Source organism: Micromonospora sp. NPDC049282 (assembly GCF_043197045.1).
Lineage (GTDB): Bacteria > Actinomycetota > Actinomycetes > Mycobacteriales > Micromonosporaceae > Micromonospora.
In genome coordinates this window covers 1-20,027 of the sequence record NZ_JBICSL010000005.1, presented here as the reverse complement: position 1 = coordinate 20,027, position 20,027 = coordinate 1, and the positions used below count along the sequence as shown (strand labels likewise).

The following is a 20,027-nucleotide window of genomic DNA, read 5'->3' as shown; positions in this document are numbered from 1 at the left end:
TGGACCCGCGAGGGGTGGACGGTCGACGGGGCGTCGGATGGACCTGGTCTTCGGCAGCATCGAACGGGCCTTCGACCTGCTCCGACGACGCCTCCCCTGGCTCGCGCTGCTGGTCGCGACGCTCGGCTGGCTGGCCGCGACGGTCGCCTTCATCTGGATGACCCGGGTGGACTCGAACGGCGCGATGTCGCTCCCGGTGCAATGGTGGTCGGTCGCGCCCCTCGTCCTTCCCCCACTCCTGCTGCTGCTGATCGTCGGCATTCGCGGCGTCGCCGACGTGCCCCTTGTGGCCTGGCCGCTCGGCTTCACGTCCCTGGTGGCGGCCAGCGCCCTGGTCGGGATCACCTACGCCGGCAGCCGGCACGGCGAGGGGTACGGCTGGATCGCCTCGCTGTGGAGCTTCCTGTACGTCCAGCTCTTCGTGATCGTCGTCGCCGGCGTCGACGAGTTGGCCCGGCGGCGACGGTACGGCCCCGGTGGCTACCGGAGCCCGGGCGACGAACGGCGTACCCGCCGCCGCCTGCTCCAGGTGAAGACGCTGATCGCGGCGGTCTGCCTGATGACCGTCCTGATCGGTCTCGACGCGGACGGCTTCCTGGAGCGCCTCGGTGAGTCAGGCGATCTCCGGATCGGCGGCACCCGGGTGGCCGGCGTCGCCGTCCTGCTCGTTCCGCTGCTGGCGCTGGCGATGTTCGTCCGTCACCGGTGGACGGCCCGGGTGGCCGCACTCGCCACCGCCCTCACCGTCGGGCTGGCCCTGATCGCGCTTCCCGCGCGGCAGCGCGCCGACACCGCCCTCCAGTACTGGTGGCTGGCGTTCACGCTCCTCTACCTGCTGCTCAAGGCGGCCAACCGGCCGTACTGGCCGGCGTGGCCGCCCGCCGCGTCCCTGGACCGGGACCGGCCGGCCGGCAACCACGCCGCCGACCTGGGGTGGATCGCGGTCTCCGTGCTGGTCTACGTGGTGTCCTGCTGCGGTGGAAGCTGGTTCCCACCCGACCCGGGATAGCGGACAGGCGGGGACCCACCCGGGCCCCCGCCTGACGCCACCGGCGTTCAGCACAGGCACGGCCCGTCGACGCCGATCCGGCCCGGGGCCGGGTTCCCCGGCAGCCGAGCACGTAGACGCGCAAGTTGCCCTGCCGCTGACCGACGCGGTGAGCGTGCCGTCGGCATCGCGCCGGAGCAGGCAGCGCTCAGCCTCCGGCCGGCGGGGTGAAGACGCCGAGCGGGTTGCCGGACGGGTCACCCAGGCGCGCGTGCACCAGGCCGCTCGGCGCGGTCACCGGCGGCGCCAGCACCGTGCCGCCGGCCGCCTCGGCCCGCCGGCAGGCCTCCGCCACGTCCGGCACCTGCGCGTAGAAGATCGCGTAGTTGTCGGCGCCGGAGTCGGTGCCCCGGATCGCGCCGCCGATCCCCCGCTCGCCGCCGGCCGCGGTCTGCCGGTAGGAGTTACCCGGGCCGCCCTGCTCCTCGAAGCTCCAGCCGAACAGGTCGGCGTAGAAGCGCTGCGCCTCGTCCGGGCGGTCGGAGCCGATCTCGAACCAGGTCACGGGCGTGCTGGACATGCTGCCTCCTGTCGTCGCGCCGGCCGGTCGGCCGGCGTCGTCAGGAACCAGCGTCGCCCCGGCCCGCGACAGCGTCCTGTCGGTGTTTCACGACTACCCGTCCGACTGATAGAGCAGCGGCGCCATCCGCGCCGCCAGATCCGGACGCCGGTCGCCGTACCGTTCGTCGAAGGCCGCCACCTGGTCGCGGGACAGCGGAATCCGGCGAATGCCCAGTTCGTGCAGAAGGACCAGCACCTCGGCGATCGGTATCGTCAGCACGTCGGTGCGGGGCACCGGCCGGTTGTCGAGCAGATGGTCGACCAGGCCGGCCAGCCGATCGTTGATCGTCTCGTTTGCACCGAGCGTCGGAGCGATGGACCGGAACACCGCCTGGAAAAGATCCCAGTCGGTTCCCGCCCGGTCGCAGCGCGACAACAACTCCTCCCGCAGGCCGCCCGGAACGTCCGGGTCACCCGCCATCCGGTCCAGCAGCAGCCGCAGGTACGCGACGGAGTCCTCGTCGGAAACCTCCGCCCGCTGCCGAGCAACCCGCGCGGTGCGGAGGTAGACCCGCTCGCGCTCGGGACCCGTCGCCGGCCGGATCGGCAGGAGCCAGGCGTCGGTCAGGGTGTGAGCCGGCGACCGGACCACCTCCGGCTCGGTCACGGTGAACGCCCCGAGCGCGCTCGGCAACTTGTCGGACCACGGCTCCAGCGCGTGCGCGAGCACGTCCTGATCCGTGTCACAGGCCAGGTGCATGGCCCGCCTGAGCCGCGTCAACCGCTGACGGGGCCAGACCGGGACCGCCTCCGCCGAGGCGACGCCGTGCGTCCAGCGGAGATCCACCACGGGCGGCACCCCCGGTCGGTCGCTCCAATGCAGCCGGAGGTCCCGAACGGCGCCGTCCCAGAGCCGCTCCAGAGCCAGTGCGTCGCTGAGGCTGTCCCACTCCTCCGGGTCGAGTTGTGAGCGCCAGAGACCGACCAGCGCCTGCCACGACCGGATCACGTCCGCCCCCGGCGGAAAGAGCGTCCGTCCGGTGACCTCGGGGACGGCCACCAAGGCGAGCAGCAGCAGGTTGGCGCCGTAGGCGGCGTGCTGCGAGGATCCGTACCCACGTCCGCACCCGGACGTCGTCGAAGGGCTCCAGTCGCACGGCGACCGCACCCGGTGGCGACTGGGCGCGATCGGCGACGCTCGTGCGACTGGTCACCAGCACCGCGACCGGCCGGCCCTGGTCGGCCTCCCGACGCTGGAAGGCGGCGACCTTGAGCAGGTAGTCGGTCTGACTGACGCCGGTGGCCTGGAGCAACTCGTCGAAGCCGTCGAGCAGCACCACGGGCAGCGCGTCGCCAGCCGACCGGGCCAGGGCCGGCCAGTCCAGACGCTCCCCGGTGTCCTTGCGGATGGCCTGCTCGATCTGGTCCTGGATCTCCCCGGCCGTGAAGACATCCCGCAGGACCACCCGGACGACCAGGAAATCAGCCGCCGGCAGTTGCGCGGCGACGATCCTGGTCAACACCGACTTGCCGGAGCCGGGTTGTCCGAGGATCAGCAGCGGCGACCGGGTCCCGCCCGGAGACGTGAGGTGCACGACGAGGGACTGCCAGAGATCATCCCGTACCGGTTTGCCGTCCCACCACGCCTCGTCGCTGGGTCGGGCGAACTGGTCCAGCTCGGCGATCCGGCACAGCGGGGGAATGTAACCCTCGCCCAGGGACGGCACCTTCAACCCCGACGGCACATCGCCGGACGTGATGATGGGCCGGCGCAGGGCGGCGGTGTAGGCGGCGTTGAGCGCGCCGCGGCGCTCGTCCGGGGCGCGACCGGTAGAGAACTCGGCGAAGGCGTGGCGCATCTCGTCGAGCCCGACGGAGAGACGGCGGATCTCGTTCCGGGTCGCCTCGTGTTCGTGCAGGGAAGTCCAGAAGGACACCTCGGGAAAGTCGGCCGCGAGTTGGGACAGCAGGTCCCGGTGCCGGTTCACTGCTGACTGCGGCACCCGGGAGAGCATCAGCTCGGTGAGATGCCACTGCTGGTCGGAGAGCGCCTCGCCGACGGCCAGCCCCTTGAGGAACGAGAGGGTCGCCACGACCAGCCCCTGGTAGAACTCGACGAGGCTCGCGGTGAACGCCGCGTACGGCAGCTGCGGGCCCGGCATGGGAGCCGCGGTGCGGAACAGCGCCGAGACGACATCGGTGGTCACCGCGCCCGCGCCAACCAGGGTCAGCTCCTCGGCCCGGCTCAGCCGCACGCTCGTCAGCTCCGGCGGCAGGGTCGACTCACCGAACGCCTCGAAGAACGCGGTCACCGCGATCACCGCGTGCGCCGCCTCCAGCCGCTGCGTCCGCCCGTACCGGGACAGCCCGGAGCGCTTCTCGGACACACCGCGGACCAACTCGTGGCCGAGCCGGACGAATTCGGCCTTGGCGTCGAAGAGGCCGAGCAGCGCCGGCACCGGCACCGACGCGGCCAGCAGCGCGCCCCCGGTCAGCCGGTCGAACCACTCGACGAACCGACTCTTCTCCCCGCCCAGCAGGCGTACGGCGTCGGCATAGCTGAGCGTGTCGGGCACCGGCGTTCCTCCCCAGGGGACGGCAGACCCGCCAGCGTCTCCCATCCGAACCGGAAACGCTGTCGGGTTTCAGATCAGGCTGAGCGGGCGCACCCGGTCGACCGGGAGGTCGAGATCGTCGAGGTGCAGCTCGCGCGTCACCGGCTCGGCCAGCGGGCGCACCGAGCGGATCCGGTCGGTGCGGAAGCAGCGCAGGCCGTCGCGCAGCCGGCACCAGGCGACCAGGTACCAGTGCGTCGAGTTGCCCAGGTAGGCCAGCGGCTCCACGTCGCGGACCGAATCTGCGCCGCCACGGTCGGCGTACCGCAGGCGCAGCACCCGCCCGGCGGCGACCGCGTCGGCGACGGCGGCCGGGACGGGCGTGCCCGGCCCATCGCCCACCAGGTGCACCCGGCCGGCGAGCCGGTGCGCCTCGGCCACCGCGGCGGGCGGCATCACCGCCACCAGCTTGCGCTGCGCGGCGCCGGCCGCCGGGGCGAACGGGGAGCCGCCCAGCCGGTGCAGCGCCACCGCCATCGCGACCGCCTCGGCCGGGGTCAGGTTGACCGGCGGCAGCGTGCGGGCCCGGTCGACGACGTAGCCGCCGGCGCGGCCCGCCTCGGCCCAGATCGGCACCCCGGCGCCCTGGAGCGCGGTGATGTCGCGCTCGACGGTGCGGGTGCTGACCTCGAAGCGCCGGGCCAGCCAGCGCGCGCTGCGCGGGCGCGGCGACACCGCCCGCAGCTCCTCGACCAGGGCGTAGAGGCGATCCGTCCGGTTCACCCCACGGACCCTAGGCCAGGGGTACGACGCCTCAGGCGATGCAGGCGCAGACGATCAGCGCGGCGCCGAAGTGGGTGGCGGCGCTGACCCGGGCCGCCGGGTGCGGCTCGTCGGCGGCGATGACGTCACCCAGCCGGCCCGGGGTGAGCAGGTCCAGCACGAAGAAGGCCAGCGCCATCACCAGCAGGCCGACCAGCCCGAAGATCACCGTGGAGGCCAGCCCCTTGGCGAACGAGCTGTAGCTGGTGAGCACGGCGGTGAAGACGATGCCGGCGATGCCGAGCTGGTTGGCGGCGAGCAGCAACGCGGCGTTGCCGTTGCGTCGCACCCAGATCAGCTCCCGCAGCTTGCCGGGGGTGAGCAGGTCGACCAGCAGGAAGCCGGCGGCCATCAGCGCCACCCCGACCACCCCGAACACGATGCTCTGCCACGCCCCGTTGAGCAGGTCTTCCAGCACCGAACGCCCTCCCCGGCTCCGCCCGCCCGGTGCCGGGTGCGCGGGCGGTGCCGCAGACGATAGCGGCACCGCGCAAACCCGATCTAGAGGGAAAGGTAGCGCTGCCGCTCGTAGGGGGTGACCTCGCGGCGGTACTGCTCCCACTCGGCCCGCTTGTTGCGCAGGAAGAAGTCGAAGACGTGCTCGCCGAGCACCTCGGCGACCAGCTCCGAGCCGGCCATCACGTCGATCGCCTCGGACAGGTTCTCCGGCAGCGCCTCGTAGCCCATGGCGCGGCGCTCGGCGCTGCTCAGCGACCAGACGTCGTCCTCGGCGCCCGGGGGCAGCTCGTAGCCCTCCTCGATGCCCTTGAGTCCGGCGCCGAGCATCACCGCGAACGCCAGGTAGGGGTTGGTCGCGGAGTCCAGCGAGCGGACCTCGACCCGGGCCGAGTTCGGCTTGCCGTAGGCCGGCACCCGGACCAACGCGGACCGGTTCAGGTGACCCCAGCAGACGTACGCCGGGCTCTCGGTGATCCGGTCCGGCAGCGCCTGCGGGAAGAGCCGTTTGTAGGAGTTGACCCACTGGTTGGTCACCGCGGTGTATTCCCGGGCGTGGGTGAGCAGCCCGGCGATGAACGACTTGGCTACCTTGGACAGCTTCATCGGGTCGCCAGCGTCGTGGAACGCGTTGCGCTCCCCCTCGAACAGCGACAGGTGGGTGTGCATGCCGTTGCCGGGCTGGTCGGTGAAGGGCTTCGGCATGAAGCTGGCCTGCACGCCGGTGGAGAGCGCGACCTCCTTCACCACGTGCCGGAAGGTCATGATGTTGTCGGCGGTGGTGAGCGCGTCGGCGTAGCGCAGGTCGATCTCCTGCTGGCCGGGGGCGACCTCGTGGTGGCTGTACTCCACCGAGATGCCGATCCGCTCCAGCGCCAGCACCGCCTGGCGGCGGAAGTCCCGCGCCACGGCGTGCGTGGTGTGCTCGAAGTAGCCGCCGGTGTCCACCGGGACCGGCACCGAGCCGTCCTGCGGGCCGTTCTCCAGCAGGAAGAACTCGATCTCAGGGTGGGTGTAGAAGGTGAAGCCCTTGTCGGCGGCCCGGGAGAGCATCCGGCGCAGCACGTGCCTCGGGTCGGCCCAGGAGGGGCTGCCGTCGGGCAGCAGGATGTCGCAGAACATCCGGGCGCTCTCGCCGCTCACCCCGCCCTCGAACGGGAACACCTGGAACGTGGTCGGGTCGGGCATGGCCACCATGTCCGACTCGAAGACCCGGGCGAAGCCCTCGATCGCGGAGCCGTCGAAGCCGATGCCCTCCTCGAAGGCCGCTTCCAGCTCCGCCGGGGCCACCGAGACGCTCTTCAGTGTGCCGAGCACGTCGGTGAACCACAGCCGGACGAAACGGATGTCCCGCTCCTCCAGCGTACGGAGGACGAACTCCTGCTGACGGTCCACATCCACCCCTCGTGACACGTACGTCCTGCACCGGTCGGGCCGGCCCGGCTGACCGCCCAGTCTCCACCGGCCTCGTTACGCCGACGTTACGCCCTTCCCCGCCGGGTCGTCCTGCCGTGTCCCGCCCGGGGGGACGCCGCCGGGTCACCGGCCGGCGCGTGGCCGGTGTCTCCCGCGACCGGCCGGATTCGGGCGCGACGGCTGGGGGAAGATGGGGACATGCCCACCCTGCGTCTCGCCCTGTGCCAGGTCAACCCGACGGTCGGCGACCTCGTCGGCAACGCCGACCGGGTCCGCGCGTGGACCCGCAAGGCCGCCGACTCCGGCGCCCAGCTCGCCCTCTTCCCCGAGCTGATGGTGACCGGTTACCCGGTCGAGGACCTGGTCTTCCGCCGGTCGTTCGTCGCCGCGTCCCGGGCCGCGCTGCACCGGCTCGCCGCCGACCTGGCCGGCGACGGCCTCGGTGACCTGCCGGTCCTGGTCGGCTACCTGGACGCGGACGGGCCGCCGCAGGTCAGCGCCGACGCGGAGCCGGACCGGGGGGCCCGCAACGCGGCCGCGCTGCTGCACCGGGGCGAGGTGGTGGCCACCTACTTCAAGCACCACCTGCCCAACTACGGGGTGTTCGACGAGGACCGCTACTTCGTCCCCGGGGACACGCTGACCGTGGTGCGGATCGGCGGGGTCGACATGGCGCTGACCATCTGCGAGGACCTGTGGCAGGCCGGCGGCCCGTTCGCGGTCGCCCGGCAGGCCGGCGTCGGGCTGGTGCTCAGCATCAACGGCTCGCCGTACGAGCTGAACAAGGACGACGTCCGGCTGCCGCTGGTACGCCGGCGCGCGGCCGAGGCGGGCGCGGCCGTCGCGTACGTGAACATGGTCGGCGGCCAGGACGAGCTGGTCTACGACGGCGACTCGCTGATCGTCGAGGCCGACGGCACGCTGCTGGCCCGGGCGCCGCAGTTCGTCGAGCACCTGCTGGTGCACGACGTGGAGCTGCCGGCGGCGCCGGAGACGACCGGTGGCGCCGGTGACCTGGCCGACGGGATGCGGCTGGTCCGCCACGAGGTGCCGACGATCCCGCCCGCGCCCTCCGGGCCGGCGGCGACCGGCGGGATCATCGAGCCGGTCGCCGACGAGGCCGAGGTGTGGCAGGCGCTGGTGCTGGGCCTGCGCGACTACACCGACAAGAACCGCTTCCCGTCGGTGGTGCTCGGCCTCTCCGGCGGCATCGACTCGGCGGTCGCGGCGGCCCTCGCGGTGGACGCGCTCGGCCCGCAGCGGGTGGTCGGCGTCTCGATGCCCAGCCAGCACTCCTCCGAGCACTCCCGCACCGACGCCGAGGACCTGGCCAAGCGCACCGGCCTCGACTACCGGATCGAGCCGATCCAGCCCATGGTCGACACGTTCCTGGCCAACATGTCGCTGTCCGGCGTGGCGGTGGAGAACCTCCAGGCCCGGGTCCGCGGCGTGATCCTGATGGCGCTGTCGAACCAGGAGGGCCACCTGGTGCTCACCACCGGCAACAAGAGCGAGCTGGCGGTGGGCTACTCGACGCTCTACGGCGACTCGGTGGGCGGCTACAACCCGGTCAAGGACGTCTGGAAGACGCTGGTGTGGCGGCTGGCGAAGTGGCGCAACGCGGACGCGGCGCGGCGCGGCGAGACCCCGCCGATCCCGGAGAACTCGATCGGCAAGCCGCCGTCGGCCGAGCTGAGCCCCGGCCAGCTCGACAGCGACACGCTGCCCGACTACGACGTGCTCGACCCGATCCTGATCGGCTACGTCGACGGCGACCTGGGCCGGGACGGCCTGATCGAGTCCGGTCACGACCCGGCGGTCATCGACAAGGTGCTGCGGATGGTGGATACCGCCGAGTACAAGCGGCGGCAGTCCGCGCCCGGCACCAAGATCTCCATGAAGGCGTTCGGCCGGGACCGGCGGCTGCCCATCACCAACCGGTGGCGCGAGCACGGCTGAGCGTTCCCCGGGCCGCCGGCCGGGGAGTGAATTCCTCCACTCCGGCCTGCCGGCGGTCGGCCACCCGGTGCGACGATCGCGGGGAACCCGGGGACCGCGTGCGCGGCCTCGAGGAAGGGAGATTGTCATGGTGGAGTCCACCCCGACCGAGGTGACCGCCCTCTACGGCGGGCCGGCCACCCGGCGGATCCGCACCCGCGACCTGATCGCCGCCAAGGAGCGCGGCGAGCGGTGGGCCATGCTCACCTCGTACGACCAGTACACCGCCTCGATCTTCGACCAGGCGGGCATCCCGGTGCTGCTGGTCGGCGACTCGGCCGCGAACAACGTCTTCGGCTACGAGACCACCCTGCCGGTGACCGCCGAGGAGCTGCTGCCGCTGGTCCGCGCCGTGGTACGGGCCACGAAGCACTCGCTGATCGTCGGCGACCTGCCGTTCGGCTCGTACGAGGAGGGGCCGGCGCAGGCGCTGCGCACCGCGGTGCGGTTCATGAAGGAGGGCGGCTGCCACGCGGTGAAGCTGGAGGGCGGCCGGCGCTGCGCCGCCCAGATCGAGGCGATCGTCGGCGCCGGCATCCCGGTGATGGCGCACATCGGCTTCACCCCGCAGAGCGAGCACACCCTGGGCGGCTACCGCGTGCAGGGACGCGGCGACACCGCCGAGGAGGTGCTCGCCGACGCCCGGGCGGTGGCCGAGGCGGGCGCGTTCGCGGTGGTGCTGGAGATGGTGCCCGGCGAGGTGGCCAAGCGGGTCACCGGTGAGCTGTCCATCCCCACGGTCGGCATCGGCGCCGGGCCGGACACCGACGGGCAGGTGCTGGTCTGGCAGGACATGGCCGGGTTGCGCACCGGCCGGGCGCCGCGCTTCGTCAAGCGCTACGCGGACCTGGCCGGCGCGCTCACCGACGCCACCCGCCGGTTCGCCGACGAGGTACGCGGCGGCGAGTTCCCCGCCGCGGAGCACACGTTCTGAGAGGTAAGGCGGGGCCCCTTCTTGACGCCTGGCGTAGCGGAGGGGCCCCTTCTCAACACGCTCAACGCGCGCTCGCGCGCTTCGGCACGGCCCGAGCGCGCTTCGGCACGGCCCGGCGCGCGGCGCTCAGAGATCCGTGACCCGGATGCCGGCGTGCGCCTTGTAGCGCTTGTTGATCGCGATCAGGTTCGCGGTGAACGCCTCGATCTGGTGGGCGTTGCGCAGCCGGCCGGCGTAGATGCCGCGCATGCCGGGGATCCGGGCGGCCAGCGCGGCGATCACGCCGACGAGTTCCCGGTCCTCGGTGCAGATCAGCACGTCGAGGTCGATCCGGTCGACCTCCGGGTCGGCCAGCAGCGGCGCGCTGACGTGGTTGAAGGCGGCGCAGACCCGCGAGTCGGGCAGCAGCGCGGCGGCCTGCTGCACGGCGCTGCCCTCGGCCACGGTCAACGCGTACGGGCCCTGCTTGTCGAAGCCCAGCGGGTTGACGCAGTCCACGACGATCTTCCCGGCCAGCGGCCCGGCGAGCGCGGCGACGGTGGCCGCGTGCCCGTCCCACGGCACCGCCACGATCACCACGTCGCTGCGGCGGGCGACCTCGTCGTTGTCCGCGCCGGAGACCGTGGCGCCGGCCGGTACGCCGGGCAGGGCGGCGATCTCGGCGGCGGCCTCGGCGGCCCGGTCGGCGGCGCGGGAGCCGATCAGCACGGGCTGCCCGGCCCGGGCGAACCGGTAGGCGAGACCCCGCCCCTGGTCGCCGGTGCCACCGATGATGCCGATGGTCAGCCCGGAGACGTCGGGCAGCGTGGTCGCGTCGTATGCCATGCGGTCATCCTCGCAAAGGGCGCCAGGGCTTGGCGCGTCGAGACGTTGTGACAATCCCCGCGCCCGGTCAGGCGCGTTCGAAGGCGACCCGTCGTTCGGCCGGGTCGGCGACGGTCAGCCGGACCCGGACGCGCTCGCCGAGCGGCAGCTCGCCGGTGCAGCGGGCCCGCACCGGCGGCTCGTCCAGCGCGACCGTGCCACCGGGCGGCCGGCCGGCCCGGCCGTTGCCCGCCGGGCGGGGCTCGTCCACGTCCAGCACCGCCGCCTCGAAGGTCTCCCCCACCCGGTGCGCCAGCAGCACCGCCTCGGCCAACTCGATCGCGCCGCGGGTGGCCGCGCCGGCGGTCCGGTCGGTCGTCGCCATCACCTCCGGCAGCCTCGGCAACGCGTCCCGGACGTGCGCGGGCACCTCCCGCCCCTCGTGCAGGGCCAGGCAGGCCTCGGTGGCGTAGCGGTCGGCGAGCCGGCGCAGCGGCGCCGTGACGTGCGCGTACGCGGCGGCCACCCCGCCGTGCTCCGGCTGCTCGGGCGCCGCGCCGTCGAAGGCGGTGTACGCGGCCCCGCGCATCAGCTCGGCGGCCTGGTCGACGAAGGCGGCGGCGCGGGGCTGCGACGCGTCCAACCCGGCGAGCACCTGACCGACCGAGGTGCCGTCCGGCCAGGGCACGCCGAGCGGGTCGGCGGCCAGCCGCAGCCGCTGGACCGCCTCGGGGCGGGGACGGGGCATGGTTCGCAGCAGGCCGATCCCGCCGGCGAGCATGATGTCGGCGGCGGCCATGCCGGTGAGCAGCGAGATCTGGGCGTTGTGCTCCTCCATCGGCCCGGGGCCGCGCAGCACCAGCCGCCACCCGTCGCCGTCGGGCTCGACGTCCTGCTCGGGCAGCGGCAGGTTGATCGCGCCCCGGCTCAGCCCGCGGGCGGTGAGCAGCGCGCCGATCTCGGGCAGCAGGGCGATCGGCTCGGGCAGGCGGCCGGCGTCGGCGTCGCGTTGCACCCCGCCGTAGTCGAGCTTGGCGCGGCTGCGTACCCGGGCCCGTTCCAGGGTGACCGCGACCGTGCCGCCGTCGGCGTCCAGGTCGATGGTCCAGAGCACGGCCGCCCGGTCGACGTCGGGCAACAGGCTGGCCGCCCCCTCGCTGAGCGTGTGCGGGTGCAGCGGCACGTTGCCGTCGGGCAGGTAGACCGTCTGGCCCCGGCGCCAGGTCTCCGCCTCCAGCTCACCACCCGGGTGTACGTGGGTGAGCACGTCGGCGATCGCGTACCGGACGCGGTATCCCCCACCGGGCCGGCGGGCGAGGTGCATGGCCTGGTCGAGGTCGCGCGAGGTCGCCGGGTCGACGGTGACGAACGGGACGTCGGTCCGGTCGGCGACGGCCGGCAGCGGCGCGGCGGCCGCGGTGTCGGCCTCGCGCTGCGCCGCGGCCGGGAAGCTCTCGGGCAGTCCCAGCTCGCGGCGCAGCGCGCCGAAGTCGATGCGGGGCGCCAGTACGCGTCGGATCACCACGCGGTCAATCCTGACAGTGCTCCGCACGTTCCGCTTACCGGCGCGGCGGGTTAAGAAGGGGCCCCTCCACTACCGGATGCGTTAACCGGGGCCCCCTCCTTACCGTCAGGGCCGGCGGGCCGGCGCCTTCTTGGCCGCCGTGGTCTTCTTCGCGGTGGTGGTCTTGCGCGCGGGCGCCTTCTTGGCCGCCGTTGTGCGGGCGGTGGGACGCGTCGAGGCGGTGGTCCTCTTCGCCGGCGCCTTCTTCGCCGCGGTGGTCTTCTTCGCCGGCGCCTTCTTGGCCGCCGTGGTCTTCCTGGCCGCGGTGGTCTTCTTCGCCGGCGCCTTCTTGGCCGCGGTGCTCTTCCTGGCCGCCGTCGTCTTCTTGGCCGTGGTCGTGCGGGCGGTCGTGGTCTTCCGCGCGGCGGTGGTCTTCGCCGGGGCCGTCTTCTTCGCCGGGGCCTTCTTCGCCGCCGTCTTCTTCGCGGTGGCCTTCTTGGCGGGGGCGCTCTTGGCGGGGGCGCTCTTGGCGGTGGTCCTGGAGGCCGGCGCCTTGCGCGCCGCCGACACGACCTTTTTGGCGGCCGCCTTCTTCGCGACCGCCTTCCTGGCCGGCGTCCGTCCGGCGCCGGCGCCCGAAGCGTTCGGCGACGCCTTGGTGACCGTCGTCGTCCTGCCCGCGGTGGTCTTCTTCGCGGTCGTCCGTTTCGCGGCCGGGCGGGTGGCCTGCTGTGCTACGGCCATCTCGGTTCCCTTTCCTGGGGACGTGCTGCCGCCCTCGCGGAGCACGGATCACCTCGACGCGGTCCGTCCCGCGCCGTCTATCGGCCCTCCCCGGCCCAACGGGCGTCCTCGGCATCCCACGCTTCGTTCCGCTCCTGCACCTTCTGCAGGGCGTTCTCCGCGTCGGCGGCTGAGGAATACGGTCCGAGAACGTGCTTCGCGGGACACACGTCGGCATCGGTCTCGACCCGGTGGTGTCGCGTGCACCAGTAGTAGTGCCCACCACTTCCGTCGTCGCTCATGCGATCACTGTGCACCGGGAATCGCCCGGCCGCCACCGGAACGCCACAAATAGCCGCCGCCCTCTCCACATTAGACCTGGTCGGGGCGGTTCCGACGGGGAATGGAGGAAGAGCCGCGAGCGGGCCGGTCGGGCGTTGAGCTGGTCGGCCTGAGCCGGCGACGCGCGCCTCAGGCGGGCACCGGCGCGGGCTCCGCCGCCGACACGGGGGCCCGCGCCGGACGGGCCGCCGCGATGGCGTACGCCACCGCGTAGGGCGTGCAGGCCAGGTAGAACATCGGCTCGAGCAGCACCTGATCGGTGATCAGGAACCGTTCCCACCGCGTCGGTCGGGGCAATCCGAACGACCAGTCGGTCAGGCAGGTGAACAGCCACAGCGGCGCGGAGATCCGGTCCACCGCGTCCGGCGGCTGGTCGGTGAACGTCGCGGTCGCCGGGATCGTGGACACCACCGTGAGCACCACCGCCGCGTCGGCCGCGACCAGCGCGCCCAGCAACCCGACCAGCCAGGCGGACCACGTCCGCCCCCGGCGGGCCAGCGCCCCGGCGGCCCAGAGGGCCGGCACCAGCAGGGCCAGCCAGAGCAGGAGCCCGGGCACCGTCTCCACCAGACCGCTCTCGTTCCGGCTGGCGAACCAGCCGAGCACCACGGCCAGCGTCGCGGCGATCGGCAACACCACACCGAGCGCGGTGGGCAACGCCCCGACGCGTACGGTCCGGCGTGCGGCCCGGGTGACGACGAGCGCGAGCAGCACCCCGAGCCCGGCCGCGACCATGGACCAGATCGGCAGCCGCGCCGCCGTGGCCCGCAACACGCCGAAGGACAGCCACCCGTAGGCCACGTTCATCACCAACGCGACCACGATGACCGCGATGCAGGCCGGCGGCGCGAGCAGCAACACCCCGGCGGTACGCCACAGCCGCCCCGGCACCGGGGTCCGGTCCGGCGAGGTGGCCGCCCGGCTGGTCGCCAGGCTGGCGGCGAAGCGGAGCATCGTCCACCGCCGCCCCGTCCGGGCCAGCTCGTGCAGCTCGGCGGCCCACTCCCGGCTCAGCTCGGCCCGCAGCTCGACCGGCCAGCGGCGCAGCGCCACGCGCAGCAGGAGCGCGGCCAGCCGGCCGGTCACCACGCCGGCGCCCCGGCCGGACCGGCGCCCTCGTGGGGCCGTTCGGCGGGTGCGAGGGCACGCAGCTCGGCCAGGGCCAGCCGGGCGGCGCGGATCCCCTTGCCGGTGAGGCGGTGGTAGCGGCGGGCCGGCCGGCCGGCGGCGACCGGGTCGACGTCCTCCCAGTCGGCGGCGAGCCAACCGGCCTCCTGGAGGCGGTGCAGCACCGGGTAGAGCGTCCCGCTGGGCAGGCCGGTGAGCCGCATCAGGTCGAGGCCGTAGCGGGGCTCGTCGGGCTCGGCGAGCAGCGCCGACAGCACCTTCACCACCGGGATGGTCAGTCGCATCCTCGAACTATATCCGTTCTCTACATAGGGTGTCCCGTCACGACTAACCTCACCCGCATGGCCCCGCGCCGGCCGAGATCGAGGGTACGAGCGGACGCTGGCGCGTCGATCCGGCCGCGCTCGACGGCACACCGTTCGCCGGCCGCACCGCGCTGCTCTCCCCGTTCGACCGGCTGGTGCACGACCGCGTCCGGGCCCGGGAGCTGTTCGACTTCGACTACCGGCTGGAGATGTACGTCCCGAAGTCGCAACGGCGCTGAAGCTACTTCGCGTTGCCCGTCCTGCACCACGACCGGTTGGTGGGCAAGGTGGACGCGACCGCCGACCGCCGCGCCTCGGTGCTGCGGGTCGACGCCGTCCATCCGGACGTGCCGTTCACGCCGGAGCTGACCGCCGCCGTACACGCCGAACTGGCCGCGCTCGCCTCCTGGGCGGGCCTGCGCGAGATCAGATTCCCGGGCGGATCCGCGTAGCGGGCGCGCTGAGCAACCGCACCGGCAAGGGCCTGTTCCTCTACCTGATGATGAGCAAGAGCCGGGCGAACCTGGCGATGGCCGGCACCAACTGCGCACGATCGAGGAGAGCCTGGAGCTGTGGGCCGGGTGGACGACGGCTGCAGATCCCCGGGGTGCACGGCTGTCTGGTCGGCGGCGTGGACGGCCTGCTCATCACGCACAACCTGCAGAACGACGCCAGCCCGGACGACCTCGCGGCACTGACCGCGACCATGTTCGGGCTGGGCCGTCAGGTCGGGTTCCGGCTGGGCCAGGGCGACTTCCAGCAGTCCACGGTCCGCAACCAGAACGGCTACCTCAGCGTCTACCCGGCCAGCAGGCAGGTGCTGCTCGCCGTGGTCGGCACGGACAGCATCAACGTGGCCCGCCTGCACCTGCACGCCCCGACCGCCGCCGCGCGCCTCGCCGACCTGCTCGACGGCGTCACCCCGACCACGACCTGACCCGGGCCGGCCGCGGTGGGCCCGCCGGGGACCGCCGCGACCGGCTCGGACAGGTGGTCGCGGTCGCTGGTCACGAGCGGCGACACGACGTCCGCCCGCGGCAACGCCGTCCTGGGTCAGGAGCCGACCTGGGTCAGGAGCCGACCTGGCTCAGGGGTCCGGCCAGGCTGGGATGGTTGCGGGTGCTCATCGCCTGGATGCCCGCGGTGTGCTCACCGTTGAACGGGGTGGTGGCTCCCGGGCAGCCGGCCGCCACCGCCTCCCGCGGCGAGTTGAACCAGAAGCCCAGGTGGTACGTGTGGATCGGGGCGAACGCCGGATTGACCGTCGCGTCGAGGCCAGGGTGGGTGTTCGGCGCGGGCTGGCTGCCGGGCGCGACGGCGAAGGTCTCGATGTTGAAGCGTCCGACCACCGTCGCCCGAGCGAGGCCGTGCTGGTTGGACCGCATGTCGCTCTGGTACCACGACACCCCGAACGGCGCGTCGGGTAACTGCAGGACGAACAGGTCGAAGTTGGTACGCGGCGGCAAGCCGACGGCTCGGATGGTCAGGATCTCGTTGGGCCCTTGCGGGTGGACCCGCACCACGGCCCGGGCGTTCGGCAGACAGCCGGCGGCCTCGGCGCCCTGCGAGCGGACCATCGTGAACGAGAAGCTGTGCCCGTCCGCGCTGGCGGGGTTTCTCACCACGCCCGAAGCGACGAGCGTGCTCGCCGCGGCCACGGCGAGAAACGCCCCGACCGTCCTGATCCGGAATCTCATGATGCCCTCCATTCGCCGGGTCGATCATCCCCGTCCGCCGGCGCTCGCCGGCTCGGGCCGGCGTGGCGGAGCGGATGCCCGGCCATGGACACGTTATGACCACCAATCGCCATCGGTATCCACAAAGACCGAAATCCGGCAATATGATTAGTTTTCGGCATCCGCGTCTCGCAGGCCGACGCAGTCGTGCCGCCAGAACGTGTCCGAGTAGACGAACGTCCCGGTCATCCACGGCTCGTACGCCGACAGCTTCACCACCTGGAAGGCGACGTCGGGAATGCGCAGGGACGGCTTGCGGAAGCCCTGCGCCACCGCGGGGCCGAAGCCGAGCCGGGAGTAGTACCGGGGATCGCCCTCCAGGAACACCAGCGGCACGCCGCGTACGTCAAGCTCCGCAAGACCTTGCCGGACGAGCGCCGAGCCGATACCCCGGCGTTGCCGGCTCGGGGCGACGCCGAGCGGGCTCAGCGACACCACGTCGATGAGCCGCCGGGGCGCGTCCAGCCGGCACCGGCTGAGCATCACGTGCCCCACGACCTCGCCCGGCTCCTCGGCCACCAGCGACAGCGCGGTGGGGTCGTCGTGGCGCAGGTCGTCCACCAGGCGTGCCACGACCTCGCCGTGCTCGCCGCCGAACGCCTCGCGGTGCAGCGCGCCGACGCCGTCCCGGTCGCGGGTCTGTTCTTCCCGGAGAATCATGGCCGGACGGTAGGAGGCACGTCCCGGATCGACAAACGAATATCGCACCGCGGTCCTACCTCGGGTGACGCGACGCCGCGCGCGTCACCCCGACCACGTCTTCTCCGCGCGCAGCGCGCCGGAAGACCCGCGGAACGAGGCCGGGTCAGGCGGGGCGGCCGGCCTTCAGCGCGGCTGCGGTGTCGACCACGCGCCGAGCCTGGTAGCGGGCCGCCCGCAGGGTGACCTCACCCGGCCGCCCGCTGCCGACACGTCAGCTCATCAACCTCGCGTACCGGATGCTCGGTTCCCTCGCCGACGCCGAGGACGTCGTGCAGGAGACGTATGCCCGCTGGTGTGCCCTGTCCCCCGGGCAGCGGGAGGCCATCGAGACACCGGGCGCCTGGCTGACCAAGGTCGCCGGTCGGATCTGCCTCGACCTGCTCGGCTCGGCCCGCGCCCGACGGGAACGCTACGTGGGCGAGTGGATTCCGGAGCCGCTGCCCGACCGCGCGGAGTGGGCCAGCGGCGGTACGGGTGGCGCCCCGGTCGACCCGGTCGACCAGATCACCCTCGACGAGTCGATCGGCATGGCCTTCCTCGTCGTGCTCGACTCGACGACCCCGGCCGAGCGCGTCGCGTTCATCCTGCACGACGTCTTCCGCTACTCCTTCGCCGAGGTGGCCGAGGTCGTCGGCCGTACGCCGGCCGCGTGCCGCCAGCTGGCCTCGTCCGCCCGCCGCCGCGTACGCGAGTCGCAGGCCCCCACGGTGCCGGCCACCAGGCAGGCCGACCTCGTCCGGGCCTTCAAGCAGGCGTGGGAGGCCGCCGACATCGACACCCTCATCGGTCTGCTGGCGCCCGACGCCACCGCGACCGGCGACGGCGGCGGGCGCGTCAGAGCCGAACTCCGCCCGGTCGAGGGCGCCGAGCAGATCGCCCGGTTCTTCGCCGGTCGAGCCGGCGCGGCATCCGGCGTCGCGGTGCTGGAGCGTACGGTGAACGGTCAGCCCGGTCTGGTGGCGCACGTGGGCGGCGTCGTCGGAGCGGTGCTGGCGTTCGACATCACGGGTGACGGGATCGAGCGCATCTGGACGATCCTCAACCCCGACAAGCTCCGCCCCTGGACGACGCGCTGAGCTGCGGTCGGACCACGTCGGTGAATTCGAGGAACGCGACCGCCGAAGGTACGTCGTCGGGTTGTCACACGGACGGGTCCCAGGCGGCGAGCTGATCGAAGATACGACGGTCGCCTTCGAACGTCAGCGAATCCAGCGGTATACGGCCGTAGAAGAACAGGACCAGATCGCTTGCCGTGCCCTGGGCGGAGGCGTCGGCCGCTTCGCGATCCTCGCCGGCAGCGGGCGTGAGGCGGGCGGCCTGTGCGCCGTCGTGGGAGAGCCTGAGGCGCCAGGAGTGGCCCTCGGTGGCGTGGTAATCGACGATGGCGGGGTCGTGTGGCCAGGCGACCGTGGTTGCGCAGAGGGTGAACTGACAGTCGTCGAAACCGTCGAGGGCGACCTCGTCCGGTAGCGGCTGCGGGGCACCCAGGGTGAGCTGGGCGTCGTACGTGTGCACCGCGATCTCGGGGACCTGGCGCCGCGCCCAGGCACCAGAGGTTTGCGGTGACGGCGAGTCATCCCACCACGTCCAACATCCGCGGTCCGGGCCGGCCGCACGCAGCGCGCTCGTCAGTTGCTCGATGGACTCGGTCCACCAGGCCAGCAGTGCCTCGCGTTCCCGAGGCGCACCCATGCCGTCGTCCCAGGCCGACTTCTCCGGAGGTGCGTCTGCGGGCCCTGCGGCGACGACGGCGGCTGATTTGCGGCGGCTCATGCCCACGTGTTGCACGAGATCGAACAGTGTCCGCTCGGGATGGGTCGGAACCTGCGTGTCGAGGCTGGGTGCCGCGGCGACCGCAGCGTGGAAGGCGGTCGCCCGTTCGTTGATCAGCCGCAGATGATCAGAGAACGTGAGAATTTTATGCACCCGGCTTTCTATCACTGGACGCCGATGACCGGACAGCGATTTTAAGCGTCAAGCGCCGGCCCGGAGACGGATGAGCTACCGTCGGTGGCCGCCGTATCAGTACGGCCGCCGGATCCCTCGCTGCGAGAGCGTCGCTTCGTAGAAGCCGAGGAAGCGCTCTGCCTCTCCGACTGCTCGTCCAACTCGTCGAGGGCTGTGCGGTCACCGGGGTCATGGCGCAGTAGGCGAGCCGCGTCCGCCGGCTGCATCAACAGGGCAGCGAACGTATCGCCCTGCAGGTGGATGCCGGGAAATGCCCTACCCGCCAGCTGTACGACGGCACAGTTGGTACCACGGGACAGCACCTGCGCTTGCTCCTGGCTCATCTGAGCAGGATTTCAGCACCGCCCGAAGGTCGTCCGAAGAGGTTTCCTACCCCGGTGATCCTCTGGTGAAGACGGTCGGTCAGGCTGCCTGGTTCAGGTGGTCACCGCGGACGGGCCGGCCTGGATCTTCCCGTTCACCGGGCTGCAGCCCGCCCAGTTCCGCCAACTGGTCCGCTTGGTCGCCGGTCGTGGCGCCTCGAAACGAGGCCTTGGGCGACGGACGCAGGCCGCATAGGACACCGACGAAGGCCGCATGCCCTACGTCGGCTGATGCGCGACCCACGTCCGCCAACTGATCTGCGACACCTCAGCTGGTCGCGGCATGCCAGTCGTTGAAGGGGCGCCGGCAGGAACAACCCGATGGGCGTTACGGCCTGAAGCGCGTGGGGCCGGTAGCGCAGAAGGATGTGGTTACCGCTTCCCCGTCGGGCAGGCACTGGCCGTCGACCAGCGCTCTGTCGCGCAACAGCTCACCGAGGTTGACCTCGTAAGAAACCTGATTGTTGCCGGGGCACGCTGCAGCACCGGGCGGCTTCGGAGCGACGCTGAAAGTCACGACGACCTCAGACTCGCTCATGTGAATCTCCGGCGCCAAGACCTGCCCCGTGGCCCCGCCGTTGCAGCCCAGTCGCGAAACGAGGGCAATGAACCTCGTGGACGATCTCTGAGAGGGCGGTTCGGAGTGTTAGGTCCGTTTCTGGGTGAGGGTGAATACTCCGGGTTCGTCTTCGGTGAGGACGTGGCGGTTGACCATGCGTTTCA

22 protein-coding genes and 1 pseudogene are annotated in these 20,027 nt (G+C 72.4%); 6 read left to right on the top strand and 17 right to left on the bottom strand.

From position 1 onward, the window contains the following. Window positions 1-37: 37 nt before the first annotated feature. Window positions 38-1,009 carry a hypothetical protein gene (locus ACGFI2_RS11120; protein ID WP_393514222.1) on the top strand — a complete coding sequence of 324 codons (972 nt, stop codon included), beginning with the start codon at window positions 38-40 and terminating at the stop codon, window positions 1,007-1,009. Between the two features lie 187 nt (window positions 1,010-1,196). Here ACGFI2_RS11120 and ACGFI2_RS11115 read toward each other — a convergent pair whose 3' ends face one another. The 6 genes from ACGFI2_RS11115 to glnA form a co-directional block, all read right to left on the bottom strand. Then, entirely contained in the window at window positions 1,197-1,568 is a 372-nt protein-coding gene (locus ACGFI2_RS11115) for a VOC family protein (RefSeq protein ID WP_393514219.1), read from the bottom strand. A 93-nt stretch (window positions 1,569-1,661) separates the two neighbouring features. Further along, the gene (locus tag ACGFI2_RS11110) at window positions 1,662-2,279 is read right to left on the bottom strand and encodes a hypothetical protein (RefSeq protein ID WP_393514218.1); all 618 of its coding nucleotides are present in this window, start codon (window positions 2,277-2,279) and stop codon (window positions 1,662-1,664) included. A gap of 13 nt (window positions 2,280-2,292) precedes the next feature. Continuing rightward, a complete protein-coding gene (locus ACGFI2_RS11105; RefSeq protein ID WP_393514215.1) occupies window positions 2,293-4,125 on the bottom strand; it encodes an AAA family ATPase in 1,833 nt (610 codons plus the stop codon). A 69-nt stretch (window positions 4,126-4,194) separates the two neighbouring features. Next, a complete protein-coding gene (locus ACGFI2_RS11100) occupies window positions 4,195-4,887 on the bottom strand; it encodes a helix-turn-helix transcriptional regulator (RefSeq protein ID WP_393514212.1) in 693 nt (230 codons plus the stop codon). A 31-nt stretch (window positions 4,888-4,918) separates the two neighbouring features. Next, entirely contained in the window at window positions 4,919-5,344 is a 426-nt protein-coding gene (locus ACGFI2_RS11095) for a DUF350 domain-containing protein (RefSeq protein ID WP_393514209.1), read from the bottom strand. Between the two features lie 83 nt (window positions 5,345-5,427). Then, on the bottom strand, window positions 5,428-6,777 hold the full coding sequence (gene glnA / locus ACGFI2_RS11090) for a type I glutamate--ammonia ligase (protein WP_393514206.1): 1,350 nt from the start codon (window positions 6,775-6,777) through the stop codon (window positions 5,428-5,430). 219 nt (window positions 6,778-6,996) lie between these two features. Between glnA and ACGFI2_RS11085 the strand changes: the two genes are divergently transcribed. Both ACGFI2_RS11085 and panB read left to right on the top strand, forming a co-directional pair. Next, window positions 6,997-8,757 carry an NAD+ synthase gene (locus ACGFI2_RS11085; RefSeq protein WP_393514203.1) on the top strand — a complete coding sequence of 587 codons (1,761 nt, stop codon included), beginning with the start codon at window positions 6,997-6,999 and terminating at the stop codon, window positions 8,755-8,757. Between the two features lie 127 nt (window positions 8,758-8,884). Beyond that, entirely contained in the window at window positions 8,885-9,730 is an 846-nt protein-coding gene (panB, locus tag ACGFI2_RS11080) for a 3-methyl-2-oxobutanoate hydroxymethyltransferase (protein ID WP_393514200.1), read from the top strand. 126 nt (window positions 9,731-9,856) lie between these two features. Here the strand turns inward: panB and npdG are convergent, their stop codons facing one another. The 6 genes from npdG to ACGFI2_RS11050 all read right to left on the bottom strand — a co-directional run bounded on the left by npdG (window position 9,857) and on the right by ACGFI2_RS11050 (window position 14,515). Continuing rightward, complete coding sequence (gene npdG / locus ACGFI2_RS11075) at window positions 9,857-10,555, bottom strand: NADPH-dependent F420 reductase (RefSeq protein WP_393514197.1); 699 nt, start codon at window positions 10,553-10,555, stop codon at window positions 9,857-9,859. Between the two features lie 67 nt (window positions 10,556-10,622). Beyond that, on the bottom strand, window positions 10,623-12,059 hold the full coding sequence (locus ACGFI2_RS11070) for an RNB domain-containing ribonuclease (RefSeq protein WP_393514194.1): 1,437 nt from the start codon (window positions 12,057-12,059) through the stop codon (window positions 10,623-10,625). Between the two features lie 105 nt (window positions 12,060-12,164). After that, window positions 12,165-12,782 carry a histone gene (locus ACGFI2_RS11065; protein ID WP_393514191.1) on the bottom strand — a complete coding sequence of 206 codons (618 nt, stop codon included), beginning with the start codon at window positions 12,780-12,782 and terminating at the stop codon, window positions 12,165-12,167. A 77-nt stretch (window positions 12,783-12,859) separates the two neighbouring features. Further along, window positions 12,860-13,063, bottom strand: a complete 204-nt coding sequence (locus ACGFI2_RS11060) for a hypothetical protein (protein ID WP_091060091.1) — start codon at window positions 13,061-13,063, stop codon at window positions 12,860-12,862. A 169-nt stretch (window positions 13,064-13,232) separates the two neighbouring features. After that, on the bottom strand, window positions 13,233-14,192 hold the full coding sequence (locus tag ACGFI2_RS11055; RefSeq protein WP_393514188.1) for a hypothetical protein: 960 nt from the start codon (window positions 14,190-14,192) through the stop codon (window positions 13,233-13,235). Further along, window positions 14,186-14,515, bottom strand: coding sequence for a PadR family transcriptional regulator (locus ACGFI2_RS11050; protein WP_393514185.1), 330 nt, complete (start codon window positions 14,513-14,515; stop codon window positions 14,186-14,188). Before ACGFI2_RS11050 ends, ACGFI2_RS11055 begins: the two co-directional genes overlap by 7 nt. A gap of 77 nt (window positions 14,516-14,592) precedes the next feature. Here ACGFI2_RS11050 and ACGFI2_RS11045 point away from each other — a divergent pair. Next, a pseudogene (locus ACGFI2_RS11045) lies at window positions 14,593-14,988 on the top strand (DNA glycosylase AlkZ-like family protein). Between the two features lie 47 nt (window positions 14,989-15,035). Beyond that, a complete protein-coding gene (locus ACGFI2_RS11040) occupies window positions 15,036-15,473 on the top strand; it encodes a roadblock/LC7 domain-containing protein (protein ID WP_393514182.1) in 438 nt (145 codons plus the stop codon). A gap of 133 nt (window positions 15,474-15,606) precedes the next feature. On the opposite strand, the gene ACGFI2_RS11035 is transcribed toward ACGFI2_RS11040, so the two are convergent. Beyond that, a complete protein-coding gene (locus ACGFI2_RS11035; protein ID WP_393514180.1) occupies window positions 15,607-16,233 on the bottom strand; it encodes a hypothetical protein in 627 nt (208 codons plus the stop codon). 147 nt (window positions 16,234-16,380) lie between these two features. Continuing rightward, window positions 16,381-16,932, bottom strand: coding sequence for a GNAT family N-acetyltransferase (locus ACGFI2_RS11030; RefSeq protein WP_393514178.1), 552 nt, complete (start codon window positions 16,930-16,932; stop codon window positions 16,381-16,383). Between the two features lie 221 nt (window positions 16,933-17,153). On the opposite strand from ACGFI2_RS11030, the gene sigJ reads away from it, so the two are divergent. Further along, window positions 17,154-18,050, top strand: coding sequence for an RNA polymerase sigma factor SigJ (gene sigJ / locus ACGFI2_RS11025; RefSeq protein WP_393514176.1), 897 nt, complete (start codon window positions 17,154-17,156; stop codon window positions 18,048-18,050). Window positions 18,051-18,114: 64 nt separating this feature from the next. Here sigJ and ACGFI2_RS11020 read toward each other — a convergent pair whose 3' ends face one another. The 3 genes from ACGFI2_RS11020 to ACGFI2_RS11010 all read right to left on the bottom strand — a co-directional run bounded on the left by ACGFI2_RS11020 (window position 18,115) and on the right by ACGFI2_RS11010 (window position 19,842). Further along, window positions 18,115-18,900 carry a maleylpyruvate isomerase N-terminal domain-containing protein gene (locus tag ACGFI2_RS11020; RefSeq protein WP_393514174.1) on the bottom strand — a complete coding sequence of 262 codons (786 nt, stop codon included), beginning with the start codon at window positions 18,898-18,900 and terminating at the stop codon, window positions 18,115-18,117. A gap of 41 nt (window positions 18,901-18,941) precedes the next feature. Further along, window positions 18,942-19,265, bottom strand: coding sequence for a DUF6959 family protein (locus tag ACGFI2_RS11015; protein ID WP_393514172.1), 324 nt, complete (start codon window positions 19,263-19,265; stop codon window positions 18,942-18,944). A 367-nt stretch (window positions 19,266-19,632) separates the two neighbouring features. Continuing rightward, window positions 19,633-19,842 carry a hypothetical protein gene (locus ACGFI2_RS11010; RefSeq protein ID WP_393514170.1) on the bottom strand — a complete coding sequence of 70 codons (210 nt, stop codon included), beginning with the start codon at window positions 19,840-19,842 and terminating at the stop codon, window positions 19,633-19,635. Window positions 19,843-20,027: the final 185 nt, after the last annotated feature.